General features: G+C 52.6%; 15 protein-coding genes. 14 read left to right on the top strand and 1 reads right to left on the bottom strand.

Translation table 11 applies throughout. From position 1 onward, the window contains the following. Nucleotides 1–67 precede the first annotated feature (67 nt). From NSS64_RS15615 to NSS64_RS15600, 4 genes are all read left to right on the top strand, one after another. Nucleotides 68–3,445 (top strand): X2-like carbohydrate binding domain-containing protein, encoded by a 3,378-nt coding sequence (locus NSS64_RS15615; protein ID WP_341140690.1) that lies wholly within the window; start codon nt 68–70, stop codon nt 3,443–3,445. Nucleotides 3,446–3,622: 177 nt separating this feature from the next. Further along, entirely contained in the window at nt 3,623–4,216 is a 594-nt protein-coding gene (locus NSS64_RS15610) for a sigma-70 family RNA polymerase sigma factor (RefSeq protein ID WP_340941434.1), read from the top strand. Next, nucleotides 4,195–5,181, top strand: a complete 987-nt coding sequence (locus tag NSS64_RS15605; protein WP_341140689.1) for a hypothetical protein — start codon at nt 4,195–4,197, stop codon at nt 5,179–5,181. The genes NSS64_RS15610 and NSS64_RS15605 overlap by 22 nt, the downstream gene beginning before the upstream one ends. Before the next feature lie 573 nt (nt 5,182–5,754). Continuing rightward, nucleotides 5,755–6,426 carry a hypothetical protein gene (locus NSS64_RS15600; RefSeq protein WP_341140688.1) on the top strand — a complete coding sequence of 224 codons (672 nt, stop codon included), beginning with the start codon at nt 5,755–5,757 and terminating at the stop codon, nt 6,424–6,426. Between the two features lie 268 nt (nt 6,427–6,694). On the opposite strand, the gene NSS64_RS15595 is transcribed toward NSS64_RS15600, so the two are convergent. After that, entirely contained in the window at nt 6,695–7,312 is a 618-nt protein-coding gene (locus tag NSS64_RS15595) for a nitroreductase family protein (RefSeq protein ID WP_341140687.1), read from the bottom strand. Between the two features lie 323 nt (nt 7,313–7,635). On the opposite strand from NSS64_RS15595, the gene NSS64_RS15590 reads away from it, so the two are divergent. The 10 genes from NSS64_RS15590 to NSS64_RS15545 all read left to right on the top strand — a co-directional run bounded on the left by NSS64_RS15590 (nt 7,636) and on the right by NSS64_RS15545 (nt 16,708). After that, nucleotides 7,636–8,073, top strand: a complete 438-nt coding sequence (locus tag NSS64_RS15590) for a DUF1641 domain-containing protein (protein ID WP_341140686.1) — start codon at nt 7,636–7,638, stop codon at nt 8,071–8,073. Between the two features lie 31 nt (nt 8,074–8,104). Further along, complete coding sequence (locus tag NSS64_RS15585; RefSeq protein ID WP_341140685.1) at nt 8,105–9,283, top strand: NAD(P)/FAD-dependent oxidoreductase; 1,179 nt, start codon at nt 8,105–8,107, stop codon at nt 9,281–9,283. Nucleotides 9,284–9,447: 164 nt separating this feature from the next. Continuing rightward, entirely contained in the window at nt 9,448–10,077 is a 630-nt protein-coding gene (locus NSS64_RS15580) for an SGNH/GDSL hydrolase family protein (protein ID WP_341140684.1), read from the top strand. Between the two features lie 96 nt (nt 10,078–10,173). Then, on the top strand, nt 10,174–10,920 hold the full coding sequence (gene map / locus NSS64_RS15575) for a type I methionyl aminopeptidase (protein WP_340941423.1): 747 nt from the start codon (nt 10,174–10,176) through the stop codon (nt 10,918–10,920). 235 nt (nt 10,921–11,155) lie between these two features. Then, nucleotides 11,156–11,443, top strand: coding sequence for a carboxymuconolactone decarboxylase family protein (locus NSS64_RS15570; protein ID WP_341142821.1), 288 nt, complete (start codon nt 11,156–11,158; stop codon nt 11,441–11,443). Between the two features lie 107 nt (nt 11,444–11,550). Next, nucleotides 11,551–11,973 (top strand): Rrf2 family transcriptional regulator, encoded by a 423-nt coding sequence (locus NSS64_RS15565; RefSeq protein ID WP_036695058.1) that lies wholly within the window; start codon nt 11,551–11,553, stop codon nt 11,971–11,973. A gap of 339 nt (nt 11,974–12,312) precedes the next feature. Beyond that, complete coding sequence (locus tag NSS64_RS15560) at nt 12,313–12,708, top strand: hypothetical protein (protein WP_341140683.1); 396 nt, start codon at nt 12,313–12,315, stop codon at nt 12,706–12,708. A 37-nt stretch (nt 12,709–12,745) separates the two neighbouring features. Beyond that, nucleotides 12,746–13,420, top strand: coding sequence for a DUF4085 family protein (locus tag NSS64_RS15555; protein ID WP_341140682.1), 675 nt, complete (start codon nt 12,746–12,748; stop codon nt 13,418–13,420). A 210-nt stretch (nt 13,421–13,630) separates the two neighbouring features. Continuing rightward, nucleotides 13,631–14,497 carry a VOC family protein gene (locus tag NSS64_RS15550; protein ID WP_341140681.1) on the top strand — a complete coding sequence of 289 codons (867 nt, stop codon included), beginning with the start codon at nt 13,631–13,633 and terminating at the stop codon, nt 14,495–14,497. Nucleotides 14,498–14,677: 180 nt separating this feature from the next. Then, entirely contained in the window at nt 14,678–16,708 is a 2,031-nt protein-coding gene (locus NSS64_RS15545) for a Na+/H+ antiporter (RefSeq protein ID WP_341140680.1), read from the top strand. Nucleotides 16,709–16,740: the final 32 nt, after the last annotated feature.

Here is a 16,740-nt window from a genome sequence, read left to right as displayed (position 1 = left end):
CACGGCATCGGCGAAACCTGCTCTATAATGGAAGCGTTACCAAAGTATGTTTGGGGAGGTAAGGATCATGAGTCGAAAACGTATCCGAAGACTAGGAATACTCGCCCTGCTGACAGCGATGTCAGGCTCTTTGTTTAACGTTGCTCCCGCTGTAACCCATGCCGCAGCCAGTGAAGACTACAGCTGGAACAGTGTGGCTACTGGTGCGGGCGGCGGTTTTGTGCCGGGGATTATTTTCAACCAGACGGAACCGAATCTGATCTATGCACGGACGGATATTGGCGGGGCTTACCGCTGGAACGAGGCGAACGGGAGCTGGATTCCGCTGAATGACTCGGTCGGCTGGGTGGACTGGAACAAGAACGGCGTAGACGCGCTGGCTACCGATCCGGTTGATCCGGACAAGGTGTATATGGCAACCGGGACGTACACGAATTCTTGGGATGGTAATGGTCAAATTATGCGTTCCAGCGACCGTGGGGATACCTGGCAGTCTACGGCGCTTCCGTTCAAAGTTGGCGGCAATATGCCTGGACGTTCAGCCGGAGAACGGCTGGTGATTGACCCGAATAAGAACAGTATCCTGTTCTTCGGGGCGCGGAGCGGGAACGGTCTGTGGAGAAGCGCGGATTCCGGGGTGACCTGGTCCAAGGTTAACTCTTTCACTAACGTAGGGACGTATGTCCAGGATCCGGGGAATGAGTATCAGAGTGATATCGTGGGCTTGTCCTGGATTACTTTTGATAAAAGCACGGGCTCTGCCGGACAAGCTACCCAGACGATCTATGTCGGAGTCGCGGATACCGCCAAAAGTGTGTTCCGCAGCACAGATGGAGGTGCAACCTGGTCAGCGCTGCCTGGACAGCCGGTAGGCTTGCTTCCGCATCATGGGGAGCTGTCGGCAACCGGCGAACTGTATATTACCTATAGTGACGGGGTCGGGCCGTATGACGGACGCAAAGGCGAAGTCTGGAAATTTAACACAACCAGCGGCGTCTGGAAAAACATCAGCCCGACTACAGGAGCTGACAACTTCTACGGCTTCGGGGGGCTTGCGCTGGATGCCCAGCATCCGAATACGCTTATGGTCGCCAGCCTCAATGCCTGGTGGCCGGACGAGGTGATCTTCCGCAGCAAGGACGGCGGGGAGACCTGGAGCCGGATCTGGGATTGGGGCTTTTATCCGGAGCGCAACTATAAGTTCGAGATGGACATCACGGCGGCCCCTTGGCTTGATCATGGACTCTCATCGACATCACTTGATCCTGCGCCTAAGCTGGGCTGGATGATGGGCGATCTTGAGATTGACCCGTTCAACTCGGACCGGATGATGTATGGCACCGGCGCTACGATCTACGGTACGAATAACTTGGGAGCCTGGGACACCGGCGGCAAGGTTAAGATATCCGTGATGGCCAAAGGGGTAGAAGAGACCGCAGTGCTTGGGCTGATCAGTCCGCCAACGGGTGCCCACCTGATTACCGCGCTTGGCGATGTATCCGGCTTCCGGTATGAGGATCTGACAGCGGCACCAGTCAAGTTCCAGACCAGCCCTTCCTGGGCCAGCACGAACAGTATCGATTATGCGGAGCTGGACCCGGCCTATGTTGTCCGTGTCGGCGGTGTGGACAAAGAGAAATATCCGAACGGTAAGTCGATTGGGATCTCGAATGACAACGGCAAAAACTGGTACATGCCGAATGCAGAACCCTCCAAAGGCGGCAGCACCACAGTAGGCCAGGGTCAGGTAGCTGTATCTGCCAGTGGGAATGCGCTGCTGTGGAGCACCTTGGATATCGGGGTCTTTTACTCCAAGTCAGGCGGCAACTCCTGGACGGCGAGCAGCGGAATTCCTGCCGGAGCGAAGATAGCATCCGACCGGGTGAATCCGAATAAATTCTATGGCTTCTATGAGGGCAAGCTCTATGTCAGTACAGATAGCGGAGCCACCTTCACAGCTACGGCTGCGACCGGCTTGCCTGCCAATAACGTAAACGGGCTGCAACCGAGCCAGGCGCAAGTGAGCCTGAAGGCCACGCCGGGCGTGGAAGGCGATATCTGGTTTGCCGGAGGACACCCGCTGGATAAGTACGGCATCTGGCATTCTACCAACTCAGGTGCCAGCTTCACGAAGCTGAGCAATGTGGAAGAAGCGGACCTGATCGGGTTCGGAAAGGCCGCACCAGGTGAGAATTATATGGCACTCTATACGGTAGCCCAGATTGATGGCGTTAGAGGAGTCTTCCGTTCGGATGACGCCGGAGCCAGCTGGGTGCGGATTAATGATGATAATCATCAGTATGCCAGAATTAATATGGCGATTACAGGAGATCCGCGCGTCTATGGCCGCGTTTATCTTGGGACCAACGGACGCGGGACCTTATATGCTGATCCGGTGAATCCTCCGGCAGCAGGCTCATTAATTTCGCCGGTCACGGCCAGCTTCGATAAGAAGACAGGGAATCAGAACGACATCGAAGTAGCGATGACCTTGAACGGGAATACCTTGGATTCCATTACCAATGGTGCTTCTGTATTATCCGCTGGAACGGATTATACGGTGAGTGGTTCCACAGTGACGATCCATAAGGCTTATCTGGCGGCACAGGCTGTGGGAACAACCACCCTAAGCTTCCATTTCAGTGCCGGAGCGGCGAAGACCTTAACGGTTACGGTGGCGGATACGACCACAACGGCTAATGATTCAACCATCACACCGGTCACGGCCAGCTTCGACAAGAAGACAGGGAACCAGAGCGACATCGAAGTAGCGATGACCTTGAACGGGAATACTTTAGCCTCTATTAAAAATGGTTCGGCGGCGTTAACCGCCGGAACGGATTATACGTTGAGCGGATCGGCTGTGACGATCCACAAAGCTTATCTGGCGGCACAGCCGTTGGGGACAACCACGCTGAGCTTCCAATTCAGCGCCGGAGCTTCGAAGACGCTGACAGTTACAATAGCCGATACAACTGCACCGGTGAATGGCGGTCTGAAGGTCCAGATGTTCAACAGCAGCACGGCCGCTGCTGTCAATGCCCTCAGCCCGCGGATCAAGCTGGTGAATACCGGGACGGCTGCGCTATCCCTCGCCGATGTGAAGCTCAGATATTATTACACCAGTGACGGCGAGCAGGCTCAGAATTTCTTCTGTGACTGGTCCCAGGCAGGGAGCGCCAATGTGACAGGGACGTTCGTGAAGCTTCCGGCACCCTTGAGCGGAGCGGATCATTATCTGGAGCTGGGCTTCACAGCTGCAGCAGGCACGCTTGCTCCGGGAGCCAGTATCGATATCCAGATGCGGGCGTCCAAGGTAGACTGGACCAATTATAACCAGTCCGATGACTATTCCTTCAATTCTACAGGCACAGCTCCTGCGGATTGGGCCAAGCTTCCAGCCTATATCTCTGGCAGTCTGGTATGGGGCAATGAGCCCTTGTAAGCTGTAATTCATATCCGGGCAGTTTCCGGCAGCAGCAGAATCACCGGTTGCACATGATGAAATTCATGGGCAGCCGGTTTTTGATATGTCAGGATGTAATAAATTGCATACCAAGGGAACCTTCTACCGCCAGCGGACCAATATAGAGTGTAAGCAAGATAGAGAGGGGAGAGGAAGATGACAGAAGAAGAGCTTGGGGAATGTCTGCAAAGGCTGGAACAAGGAGATAAAGAGGCCTTCACCTTACTACATAACACCATTAGGCAGCAGGTGTACGGAACCGTCAGTCTGCTGGTGAACCGGCAGGCTGATGTGGCTGATGTAGTCAATGAAATCTACATCGAGCTATTCCGCTGCTTGCCGCAGTATGACGGCAAACGGCCTTTCGGAGCCTGGCTGAACGGTATGATCGTCAGGCAATGCAGCAACTGGAACCGCAAAAGCTGGCGCAGGCTGCGGCTCATGAACCGCAGCCGGGAGCATGCATCTGAGAGTCTGTATCCGGGGGCGGACGCGCAGCTTCTGGTCCAGGAACAGCAGGGAGAGCTGATGCAGCTGGTCAGCGGACTGCCGCCTAAGCTCCGCAGCGTAATTGTCCTGCGTTACTATGGGGAGTGCAGCTATGATGAGATTGCCTCAGCCTTGGGCATACCGCTGGGGACAGCTAAGTCCAGGCATCATAAAGCGCTGCGTAAGCTGCGGCAGCATTCGGCATTTACAGCGGACGATGAGATGAAGGAGGAATGGACATGTCTGTCGAGAGTCAACTGAAGCAGGAGTTCAACAGGTATAAACAACATACAACGATGCCGGAGCCGCTGGAGCAGCGGTTAGCGGCGGGCTTTGAGCAATTTCATCAGCCGCAGCAAAGGGGAAATAACGGTCGGCCGGTACGTGTACGCGGGACAGCGAGGATCGCCCTGGTACTCTGCGGACTGATGCTCTTCGGAGGTGTGGTCTATGGCGCGGAGCGGTTGTGGAAGGTTACTTATGGTGCAACCGGACTGGAAGTGAACATTCAACAGGACGCTAATGAGTCTGCAGCCTTTGCCAGCCAGACCCGGCGGGTGATTGCAGACATTCAGTCTCAGCTGGCCGTAAATGAATCGGCTATGCTGTTAATTGCCAGGACAAACGGAATGAAAGAGCTCCGTATGATTAACCGTCCGCAGATATTCAAGGATATCGAGAGCTGGAGGAAGGCTATAGAGCCTGTCGCTGGTAAGCTGAGCGTGCCGGGCAGATTGCCGGAAGGATATCATTTTGCCGAAGGAAGATCCGACAGTACGGTGGGCATTACCGATGACTCCTGGGTTAAAAAATACACCAATGTTCTAACCAAACGGCTGAAGCCCGGTGAGCATTATGCCTGGATTAAGAGCTTCAATGTACCCAACCAGCTGGCTGGGACGGTAAGTCCTGAGCTGGTATATCAAGGTCCTAAGGGCGAGAATGATTTCATCTCCGTTACCTATTCCCCGCTTACACCGTGGGCACAGCTAACATCTGATGTTTGGACGGATACAAAGGTTGAGCATCTGAAGGTAAATTCTGAGGAAGCCCTGTATGTGGAGGATCACCAGGCCTATGAGTATAACAGCAATGGCTATTATGCTTACATCCGCTGGATTGAGGTGCGGGAGAACGAGGAGAGAAATATAATGCATGAGGTAGGGACCGGATCGCCTGAAGTCACCAGAGAGATGCTGCTAAAAGTGGCGGAAGGCCTGCGTTAACCTAGAGCGGCGGTAAGACCGTGCAGACACATATAAACCTCTATCGTTGATCAGTACATCAACAATAGAGGTTTATATTGTTACCACTATACCCATGTTAGTCTCAGACTCCTTATCCTATCCTTTGTACTCAGCCGGGTAGAAATGGTCCGAGGTGGCAGTATATTTGCCTATCCTGCACATTCAAACTGCTCTCAACTGATCCGCTTACCACGATAGGATGGGATTGTGAAGCCTGTGAGCTTTAAGAAGCTCATACCGTTTCGTGCAGGGACTCACTTCAGGCGGGAATGTCAGGATCAAAGATATAGTCTCAGTCACAAGGAGGAGCGCTGCTTAAGATTAGCTGCCAGAGATTCTGCCCTGGCTTATGTTCTTCCTGCAGTGTCTGTTTCCTTGAGCTGATACCTGAATTATACCGTCCGTGCGTGGAATAGTAAAAAGCTGAAATTTTTTAATTTGTACTCCCAACTTGGAAAAAGGTATTGTAAGCGCTATTATTCTGCGTTTTCCTTAGAATCTGCCGAATTCAAATCCCACTGCCTTTGCTGTATAATGAAAAGGATGGTTTCAATGCTGCGCAGACTCCGGCAGCTTTGCCTGGAGGGAAAGGATACGGAAATGAGCTTGTATGGGGTGAAGCTTGAGGAACTCGGCAGCGGGCTGCTGAAGTCCTTTTTGGAGGATAATTATATATGTGCAGGTTATCCCGGTACGGGTGATCTGGAGAAGCATAGCAGAGAAGAGATCAGCAGCAAGTTAGCTGCCGCCGGCTATCGCGGGAGGGAACTGGAGGGGGCAACACATACCTTAGACATCTTCGTCAATGCGATGCAGGATGGGGATTACGTGCTGATCGCCGATGAAGAGTGGGTATATCTCGGGGATCTTGGCGATTACTTCTATGATACCCGGCACAGCGGCCCAGAGGATAGTACAGCCCACCGGCGCGGTGTCACCTGGCTGAAGAGTCTGCCCCTCGCAGCGGTTAATCCGGTTGTAGCAGAGCTGCTTGCCTCTGACAGCAGAATAACTGCCTATTCAGGAGTGCTGCCCGCAGCCCGAATGGATCTGTGGCTTGGGAATCAGGCAGGGGATGGCGGGAGTAACGCCGGGTCCTGTTCCGTTCAGGTGGATGAAGCTACAGTAGCGCACGCGCTGGCTGTTCTGAAGGCGGCCCTGCACAGCACGGATGTGGAGCGGCAGGAGCGTGCGGCTGTGGCGATTTTGCAGTATGCCCGGTGAGTATGGGATGAAGAATACGGCAGGATGATATAAATAAGGGTCTTCCGGTTTATTAGCCGGAAGACCCTTTTTTATATATTGAAATTTATATGCTTCCCGCTTAAACAGTGGAGAGAACGGACTGATTGTGGAAAAGCGGCAGCGGTCGCCTTGGTCTCCGGATTTTCACCGTATAGGGAATGAAAAAAATCTGGAGAGCACAGCGATTGGAACAACGGTCCGTTCGCGGAGCGTCCACCCAAGTGAACACGTACATCCTTACTCCATATTAGATGAATTCAACAAATTCATTAACCGGCTTGCGGTAGCCGCGCGGTCTGATCTTGTGCTGGTTGTCCTTGCCGATCGTAATCAGCATTACCGGAACCATATGGTCGCCGAGACCGAGAGTAGCCTTCACAGCCTCCGGATCGAAGCCGATCATCGGGCAGGTATCCCAGCCCTTATCCTTGGCAATCAGCATGAACTGCATCGCCGACAGAGAAGCGTTGCGGATGGCTTCATCCCGCTGGAATGAATCGTTCCCGGTATAAGCATCGTTGATGGATTGAATGGTTTGCTCGTATGCATCCTCGCTCATCGCTCCCAGCAGCTTAAGCCCGCTATAGATTTCCGGAGCCTGCAGGTAGGCATTCTTGTCACCCAGCACCACAATAACAGCAGAAGCAGTGTGGATCTTGTATTGGCCATACGCGTCCTTGCGGATGGCTTCCTTCACGCTGTCATCGCTGATCACCTTGTAATGGGTGTGCTGAAGATTATAAGCCGAGGGAGCCAGACGGGCGAGGGAGAACATCTCTTCGAGCTCACTCTGCGGGATGGTAACACCTTCCACGAAATTATTAGCCGATCTGCGGGCCTGCACCAATTCGGAAAAAGTACTCATAAGTCATTACCTCCATTTACTATGTATGCTGCTTAGTAATAATCAATTGCTGATATTAATTAATAAACTTACATTTAGTTACTTGCTTAAGATATCACGACTCTCTGTGTACGTCAATGATTAAAAACATAATAATTTGTAAATTTAACCTGATTAAACGGCTGACTTCGACAAAACCGATAAGGAAGTGATAATAATCACAAAAATAGGTTGCAAAGGCAAAAAGATTGTGACAATAATAACAAATAGAGTGTTATAATAGTCACATAGTTTCACCTGGATGTCATTAAGTAAGAATACGATTTGTAAAAGGAGACTTCGATATGTCACAAACCGTTACCCAAAATCTTCCTGAACAAGAAATACCAGAAGCAGCTCTTCCCAAAGAGGATGTGCTGAAAGAGCTCTTGAAGCCGGAGGTTCAGCAATCTCTGATGGTACTGGTCGAGCAGCTGCCGCAGATCACCCAAATGGTTAGTGTATTGTCCAAATCACTAGATTTTGTGCAGTCGGTTGCCACAGATGAAGTACTTAAGAATGATACAGTCGGTGCGATTAAGGAAATGGCGGGTCCTGTGATGGGCACTGCCAAGAATCTGGCGGCTACAGTCATTGAAGCGAAAGACCGCGCGGAAGCAAGCAGCGAAACAGTCAGCCTGTTCGGCATGATGAAGATGATCAAGGACCCGCAGGTACAGAAGGCTCTCCGGTTCATGAATGCCTATCTGCAGGTCAGCGGTGAACGTCAATCGGGCAAATAAGCCCGTAATACTTAATGATGGAGGAATGATCATGTCAAAACATATAGTGATTCTAGGTGCAGGCTACGGCGGCCTGCTTAGCGCCTTAACCATTCGTAAATATATGAGCAAAGCGGAAGCCAAAATAACAGTAGTCAATCAGTATCCGACACATCAGATTATTACGGAATTGCACCGGCTTGCAGCGGGCAGTGCGTCTGAACAGGCGGTTGCCATGCCGCTGGCGAAGCTGTTCGCCGGTAAAGATATTGATCTGAAAATCGCCAAGGTCAATTCGTTCTCCCCGGAGAACAAGCAGGTTATTCTCTCGGACGGCGTCATGCTGACCTATGATGCTCTCGTTGTCGGTCTGGGCAGCACCACCGCATACTTTGGTATTCCGGGACTTGAAGAATACAGCATGGTGCTGAAATCAGCAGCAGATGCGCTGCGGATTCGCCGTCATATTGAAGACCGGATTCGTGACTATTCCAAAACCCGCAACGCAGCAGATGCTACGATTCTGATTGGCGGCGGCGGTCTGACTGGCGTAGAGCTGGTAGGCGAAATTGCCGATATTCTGCCTAAACTGACGAAGCAATATGGAGTGAATCCTGCTGAGATCAAGCTTCTGCTCGTGGAAGCGGGTCCGAAGATTCTCCCCGTCCTGCCGGATCATCTGATTGAGCGCGCTACGGCCAGCCTGGAGAAGCGCGGGGTGCAGTTCCTGACGGGTCTTCCGGTTACGAAGGTATCCGACAATATGATTGATCTGAAGGATGGGCAGCAGATTGTGGCGAACACCTTCGTCTGGACCGGCGGGGTACAGGGCAATCCGCTGGTTGGCGAATCCGGTCTTGAAGTCAACCGTGGCCGGGCCACGGTGAATGAGTTCCTGCAGTCCACTTCACACCCTAATGTATTTATAGCCGGAGACAGCGCTGTTGTCTTTGCACCGGATGGCCGTCCTTATCCGCCAACGGCACAGATCGCCTGGCAGATGGGTGAGCTGATTGGCTACAATCTGTTCGCATATCTTAATGATAAACCGCAGGAGGCCTTCAGCCCGGTCAATTCCGGCACACTCGCCAGCCTCGGACGCAAAGACGGGGTAGCCATTGTCGGCGGTAACTCCACTCCGCTGAAGGGTCTGCCGGCCACGCTGATGAAGGAAGCCAGCAACATCCGTTACCTGACTCATATCCATGGCTTGTTCAGTCTGGCCTATTAATCATTTATCCTAAGATCCCCCTGAGGCTGCCATGTGGCAACCTAAGGGGGATTTCTATTAAATAGAAGGAATAATTTTCAATGAAAACGTGTCCGCAGGAAAGCTGATTTGCTATAATGATCATGTTTACATACTACAGATGTTTTCATAGGAGGATTTCAGGCATGCCATTTCAAAAGAACGATATCATCCTGTTCCAGGGGGATAGTATCACGGATTGTGGACGCAATTACGCCGATGCTTCATCGCTTGGTGTAGGTTACGCGCTGATGGCGGGCGCCCGTCTTGGCCTTCAGTATGCGGAGAAGAATCTTACGTTCCTGAACCGCGGAATCAGCGGCAACCGGGCGGTCGATCTGCAGGAGCGCTGGGAGAGGGATTGTCTTGCGCTGAAGCCAACCTGGGTGTCTATCTATATAGGCATAAATGATACCTGGCGGTGGTATGATTCCGGGCAGGAGACTACTGCGGCTGAATTCGAGTTGTCCTACCGTGATCTGATTGAACGGATCAGGGAGCATCTGGATGCCAAGCTGGTGCTGGTGGAGCCGTTCGTATTGCCGGTGCCGGAAGACCGCAAGGGCTGGCGTCAGGATCTGGACCCCAAAATCCACGTGGTCCGTGAGCTGGCCCGTGAATACGGCGCTGTACTGGTGCCGCTGGACGGCCTGTTCGCAGCAGCATCCGTTAAGGCTGAACCTGCCTTCTGGGCGGGGGATGGCGTGCACCCTTCGCCTGCCGGACATGCCTTAATCGCCGAAGCCTGGATGAAGGCTGTAGGTGCAATAAGCTAAGAGGTACGTTCATTTCACTCTGCGTAGCAAGGCTGTTATACTTGTAGGATACATACTCAAGGTGAAGCTTTGATAACGAGAGGAATGTGAGCAGGGATGACGAGCGAGACGCTCCAGGATATGCAAGGACTGAAAGCGGCGGGTGCAGTGGTAGGCCACACCATCGCCGAGATGAAGAAAAGTGTAGTTCCCGGAATGACGACTGCGGAGCTGGATGAAGTGGGGGCGAAGATTCTGAGCCGTTTTGGCGCCAAATCTGCTCCAAAGGTAACCTACAACTTCCCCGGAACGACCTGTATAAGTGTGAATGAAGAGGTAGCCCATGGAATTCCGGGACAACGTGTAATTCAGGCCGGAGATCTGATCAATATCGATGTCTCCGCCGAGCTGAACGGTTATTTTGGCGATGCCGGGGTATCGTTTCAACTGCCGCCTTATAATGAGAAGCTAGTCCACCTCTGCCGGAGTACGGAAGAGACCATGATGAGTGTGATTAATCATCTCCGGGCGGGCATGAAGGTGAACGAGATCGGCCGGGTTATGGAGTCGGAAGCACGGAAGCGCGGCTATAAAGTCGTGCGTAACCTGTGCAGCCACGGCATCGGCAAAGCGTTGCATGAGAAGCCGTTTGAGATTCTGCCCTTCTATAATCCGCGTGTAACGACGGTGCTGAAAGAAGGACAGGTCATTACTATCGAGCCGTTTCTATCCACAGGCGCTGATTTTGTAGAGCAGCAGCCGGATGGCTGGACACTCAGCGTGGCCGACAACAGCCGCGTGGCCCAGTTTGAGCATACGATTGTGGTCACCAAGGGCAAGCCGATTATTTTGACTAGTGCGTGAAGTTAGATAAGACGCAGCGGCCGGAAGTCCAAATGTTCACCGCAGCGACGACCCAGCTTAGAGTTTGAACCTTAAGTGCATCTTATATATAGGAATATTTAACAGTTGTAATGTATGCATTACGCAAGAAACCCTCATACTAAAGATGATGTTATGATATGGAATGCAAGAATCTGTTTCCAGAATCGGAGGGTTAATTAAAGTGGACAATGTACCGCAAGTCAGTCATGCTTTTATGACATTTATGAAGGAAGCGCCGGAGCAGCAAAGGGCCCTTGGCGAAATCGTGAAGAAGCTGGATGCCGCAAGCAGCCTGGATGCCAAAACCGAGGAGATTGCCTATATCTCCGTACTCGCGGCGGTTCGGCTGGAGAGCGGGCTGCCCTTTCATGTCAAGCATGCCAAAGCGCTCGGCGCAACCCGTGATGAGATCATCAGCGCAGTGCTGCTGCCCCTTCCGGCAGTGGGCAATGTGGTGATTCAAGCCCTGCCGGTGGCATTGCAGGCGTATGACAGTGAGTAGTGTTCTGTTGACTGCAAACTCCCCACGGGATTGACAATTGCTCTAAATGTAACTATTATAGTTGCATCTGGCGGAAGCATTCCGGCTAGTGTGAAGGAGTGATTGTTATGAACATTAGCACGCGGTTTGCGGTTGCTATTCATATTCTAACCTTAATTGACAGCAATAAAGACGGCAAAAGCACCTCCGAGTGGATTGCCGGCAGCGTGAATACGAACCCCGTAGTGATTCGCCGCCTTACGGGTATGCTGAATAAGGCAGGACTTGTGGAGGTTCGTCCCGGTGTGGCCGGAGCGAAGCTTGCCCGCAGTGCAGCTGATATTACGCTGCTGCAGATTTATAAGGCGGTGAATGCCGTGGAAGAGGACTCCCTGTTCTCTGTCCATGAGCATCCGAACCCGGAGTGTCCCGTAGGCAAGAACATTGCAGGGGCTATTGTTCCAGTGTTCTCTCTTGCTCAGAAGGCGATGGAGAATGTGCTGCAGGAGGTCACCCTGGATCAGATCGTACATCAGATTCCTGTGGCTTGAGACAGGAATCTGATGTAAGTAAATTTAAGGAAACCTTCAGCCCCGTTTTATGTTTTTTTAAGGTTCGGGGAGTATAGTGAAGTTCTCCACCCCCCAGTGGAACCATTTGTGGAAGACCCCGCCGTGCCTCGGCAGGGTCTTTCTTTTTCCTGAGTGTATTCTGGCATTTTCATTAAACCTTTATGTGTTTTTCATCTGTCCTTAAGCTTCGCTCAGTATAGTAGACACATGACCCCCTTACAATAGACTTTGGCCCTGCCGGTTACCCGGCGGGGCCGCTTTTTTGAAGAATAGGTGCTTGGGAATAACTTTACACATACATATAAGGAGATGCTGTCCATGAAGAATCAATATACCATCCTGGGAGCTGCTCTGATTCTGGGTCTGTGCCTGATTGCCAGCAGCTTCGTGATCGGCGATCGGATTAGAGCGGGCTACGAGATGCAACTGCCGACACCTGCCGGAGCGGAGACGGAAAGCCAGGCTGAGGACCATCCGTTGATGACACTTGCAGAGACTGCGCGGTTCCTGCACCTGAGTGAAGATCAGGTGAAGAATATTATGAAGGCGGAGAATGCAATGTTACGTAATGACGGACCCTTCGGGGGGACGAAGCTCCCGTATCTCAAAGTAGATAGCGAGTTCCTGTTCAGCAAGCAGCAAGTGACGGTCTGGATTGTGGCGGCTTCGCAGGAGCACAGAGTATATCTGGGGGAGAAGCTAGCCGGGAATTAAGGATCGCTACAGATTGCAGAGTGGAGGAAGCTTCAGGATGAAATTTTTCACTATACCCTGGTATGAAGAAATGCAGGTTCGGGGGTTCATGGTCTTCCCGGAGACGGAGCAGGACTGGCTGGAGGATGTGGCCTGGCATGTGGCGGAAGGGATCAGCTATGAGGAGCGGGCCAAGGATTTTCTGGAATATATGAAAAAAGATCTGCTGAAATATCTTCCCGGGTACTTCCACGCTTCGATACATGACGGAACCATAAATTCCACCTATCCTGCGCCTGAGTTCAAGGAACGCGCGTTACAGTGGAGTAGGGAGTATGACGAACGGCTGCAAGCTAATTTCAGAGAATACCGCAAAGGGTATGAAGCCATTAAGGATAACCTCCCGGCCAATGCCGTACAATTAGTAGAGAATAATCTGCATGATGCCAGAGTAATCTCTTATGCCATGCCTGCAGCAGGTGTGCTGGAGATGATTCTGGACTGCGGCGGGGCGATGCATTATCAGTGTGAGATTAAGCTGACATTCAGCGGTGTGAGCGGGCTGCGCTTGCCGGAGCCGCTGGAGAAGAAGGACTGGCTGTATGACGAGATTTATGCCGTGGAGCAGGGGTTCGAGCTTCGAGTTCTGATGGATTCCCCGCCAAGCGAATTAAGAATTACTGCCCAGGATGTATCAATAGAGATGCTTGGTGAACCTAAATATATGGATTGACTGCTTCGGAGTCTGGCCTGTCGGCTGGGCTTTTTTGTTGACATGATGTGTATTGTAAAAGTAATTGACAAACATATAGAGTGCAACTATACTTAAGTAAGTTAATGTGTAACGGAAATTGAAATTGCCTTTGCATGGACATGACAGGAACAGTCAACACTAACCGTTATTATGTGAATTTGGAATATATTCATTTCAGGAGGGATTCCTATGACAGCAACAGCTATATTACCGCAAGCACTGGAAATTGGACTTGTACAGATTCGTGTAAGTCATTTGGAGCGCTCGCTCAGCTTTTACCAGAATGTGATCGGACTGAAAATCCTGCGGCAGCAAGGGCGCACGGTGCAGCTGACGGCGGACGGCCAGCAGGTGCTGCTGGTTCTGCGGGAGATTGAGCAGGCTCAGGTGCTGCGCCGGAACTCGGTGGCCGGACTGTACCATTTTGCGATTCTGCTGCCGGACCGGCCTTCTCTGGGACTGGTGCTGCGCAATCTGATCGACTCCGGCATATCGGTGGGCCAAGGGGATCATCTGGTCAGTGAAGCCCTGTATATTGAGGACCCTGATCATAACGGAATTGAGCTGTACCGCGACCGGCCCCGTGACACCTGGAAGTATGAAGCAACAGGCAACGTGGTCATGACCACCGATCCGGTGGATGTGGACGGTCTGCTGGCTGCATCGGAGGGCCTGAGCTGGACCGGGCTGCCTGCCGGCACTGTAATGGGTCATGTTCACTTCCATGTGGGCGATCTGGCAGAGGCCAAGAAATTCTACGTGGATGCGCTTGGATTCGCGGTGACTGCCCATTACGGCGATGCGGCCATGTTCATTTCGGCTGGGGGTTATCATCATCATATGGGACTGAATACCTGGGCTGGCAAGGGGGCTCCGGCGGCTCCGGCGAATGCGGCGGGCATCGATTATTTTACACTGCTGCTCCCGGACATTCAGGATGTGCATGAAATCGCTGAACGTGTGAAGCGAGCCGGATACCATGTGGAAGAAGAGGGCGGTATCATCACTCTAAGGGACCCGTGGAATATAGGCATACAGCTGCTAGTGAAACGCTAAAATAACAGGGCGGACAGCATCGCGTTACTATTTACTGCTAGACCAGCGGCGGAAGCCGTGAATGATAAGGCAACGGAAGGTTCGGGCGGAGATTGTAATTTCCGCTGTGCCTTCCGTTTGTTGACGTTAGCCGGGTCACTGCCATATTATAATTGATTATCAGACGGGGAGATGATGGACTTGGAGACTTTTCTGGCTGTGCTGTTGATGCTTGGATTAATCGCCGTATCGAATATATTGAACCGCTTCATTCCGTTTGTCCCGGTTCCCCTGATTCAGATCGGACTAGGAATCATTGCTGCACTCATTCCGACGGGAATACATATGCACTTCGAGCCTGAGCTGTTTTTTGTATTATTCATTGCTCCGCTGCTCTTCAATGACGGGCGGCGGACGCCGCGCGGTGAGCTGTGGAACCTTAGGGCACCGATTCTGCTGCTGGCACTGGGACTGGTATTTGTCACGGTATTTGTGGCGGGCTATGCGATTAACTGGATGATTCCCTCGATTCCGCTGGCAGCGTCCTTCGCACTGGCGGCTATTCTGTCTCCTACCGATGCGGTAGCGGTAAGCGCACTGGCTGGACGGGTTCATCTTCCCAAAAGCATCCACCGGATTCTCGAAGGAGAATCGCTGATGAACGATGCCTCCGGCCTGGTCGCCTTTAAATTTGCAATTGCAGCCATGGTTACCGGAGTGTTCTCTCTGCCTAAGGCCTCGCTTAGCTTTGTGCTGATTGCTGCAGGAGGTCTGCTGCTTGGTGCAGTGCTGTCATTCCTGCTGATCCGGCTCAGCGTGTTCATCCGCAGATTCGGCATGGAGGATGTGACGATCCATGTTCTGCTGCAGATCCTTACCCCGTTCATTATATATTTGATCAGCGAGGAGATCGGGGTCTCAGGCATCCTGGCCGTTGTGGCAGGGGGAGTCATGTATGCCATTGAGAAGGACCGGGCCGTCTCTCCGCAATATAAGCTTCAATTGGTATCTGCCAGTACCTGGTCAGTACTGCTGCTGGTGCTGAACGGCCTGGTCTTCCTGATTCTCGGCGTGTCCGTTCCGGATGTGGTCGAGGTGATTTACCGGGATCAGACGCTGAATAACTTCATGGTTGCCGGCTATGTTCTGGCGATCACGGCGCTGCTGATTGTGCTGCGGTTTCTGTGGGTCTATGGTTACTCCTTATGGGAGAGCAAGCGGCTGAAGGCAGAGAAGGCTCCGCTGAAGTCACAGATTATTACCTCGATCTCAGGGGTGAGGGGAGCGGTTACCCTTGCGGGTGCCTTCTCCATTCCGCTGGTGCTTGGGGACGGGGTGACACCTTTTCCGGAGCGGGATCTCATTATTGCGCTGGCGGCAGGAGTGATTCTGATGTCGCTGGTCATCGCCAGCATCTTCCTTCCGCTGCTTGCGGACAGTGAAGAGACCGTAGTTCAGAGCGCCGGAGCTGTGCACGGGAATACGGAGCTGGCGGCCAGAAATGTGGTCATTGATGCCGGGATGTCGATGCTGCGCAGCCTGGTCTCTGAGAGCCCGGAGCGCTCAACACAGCCTGTGCTGCTGGAATTCACAGATAAGGTTGACAGACTGTGTGCTGCAAGACCGGATCATGACCCGGCCCATGAGCAGTTCCTCCGTCTGGGAATCGAGGCACGCAAGAGTGCGCTTGAGGCCGAACGCTCGGAGCTGCGGCGGATCATGGAGAACGGGGCGCTGCCGGAGCCTGTTGCCCTGAAGATGGAGGAGCTGCTGGACCATACGGAGTCTCTGCTGTGCAAACGGCTGAATACGCAGATTAAATTCTCTTTAACGGAAATTCAGCGGCTGTTCTCTGGACTGTTCTCAGGTAAGCTCAGCGGGGCAGAGGGACAGCTCGCCCTGCAGAATGCCGAAAGTGCGCGGACGGCGAAGATTGCGATGTGCCAGGCGGCAGTATCCGCCGTTAGTGCAGGAATGAGTGATGAGAACCGGCTCGCCTCACAGAAGGTCATCGACAAGTACGAACGGCTGGAATCCAGGCTGGAGCAGGGGGAAGGCTGGAGCAATGACGGCGTACTGGATGATGACAAGCTGGAGCTGAAGCTGCAGGCGATTCAGGAGCAGCGGAATACCGTGCAGGAGATGTATCAGAACGGGGCAATTAATCTTAAGATTGCCGGCAGGCTGCGGCGGTTCGTCGACCAGCTCGAAACCTCAATCTGGGAGGATTAGACTGTTAGGGCGCCGGTGTTGCAATATATTTT

This window comes from Paenibacillus sp. FSL H8-0122 (genome assembly GCF_038005345.1).
GTDB lineage: Bacteria > Bacillota > Bacilli > Paenibacillales > Paenibacillaceae > Paenibacillus_AQ.
The sequence above is the reverse complement of the archived record's forward strand: the minus strand, read 5'-3'. Positions and strand labels throughout refer to the sequence as shown.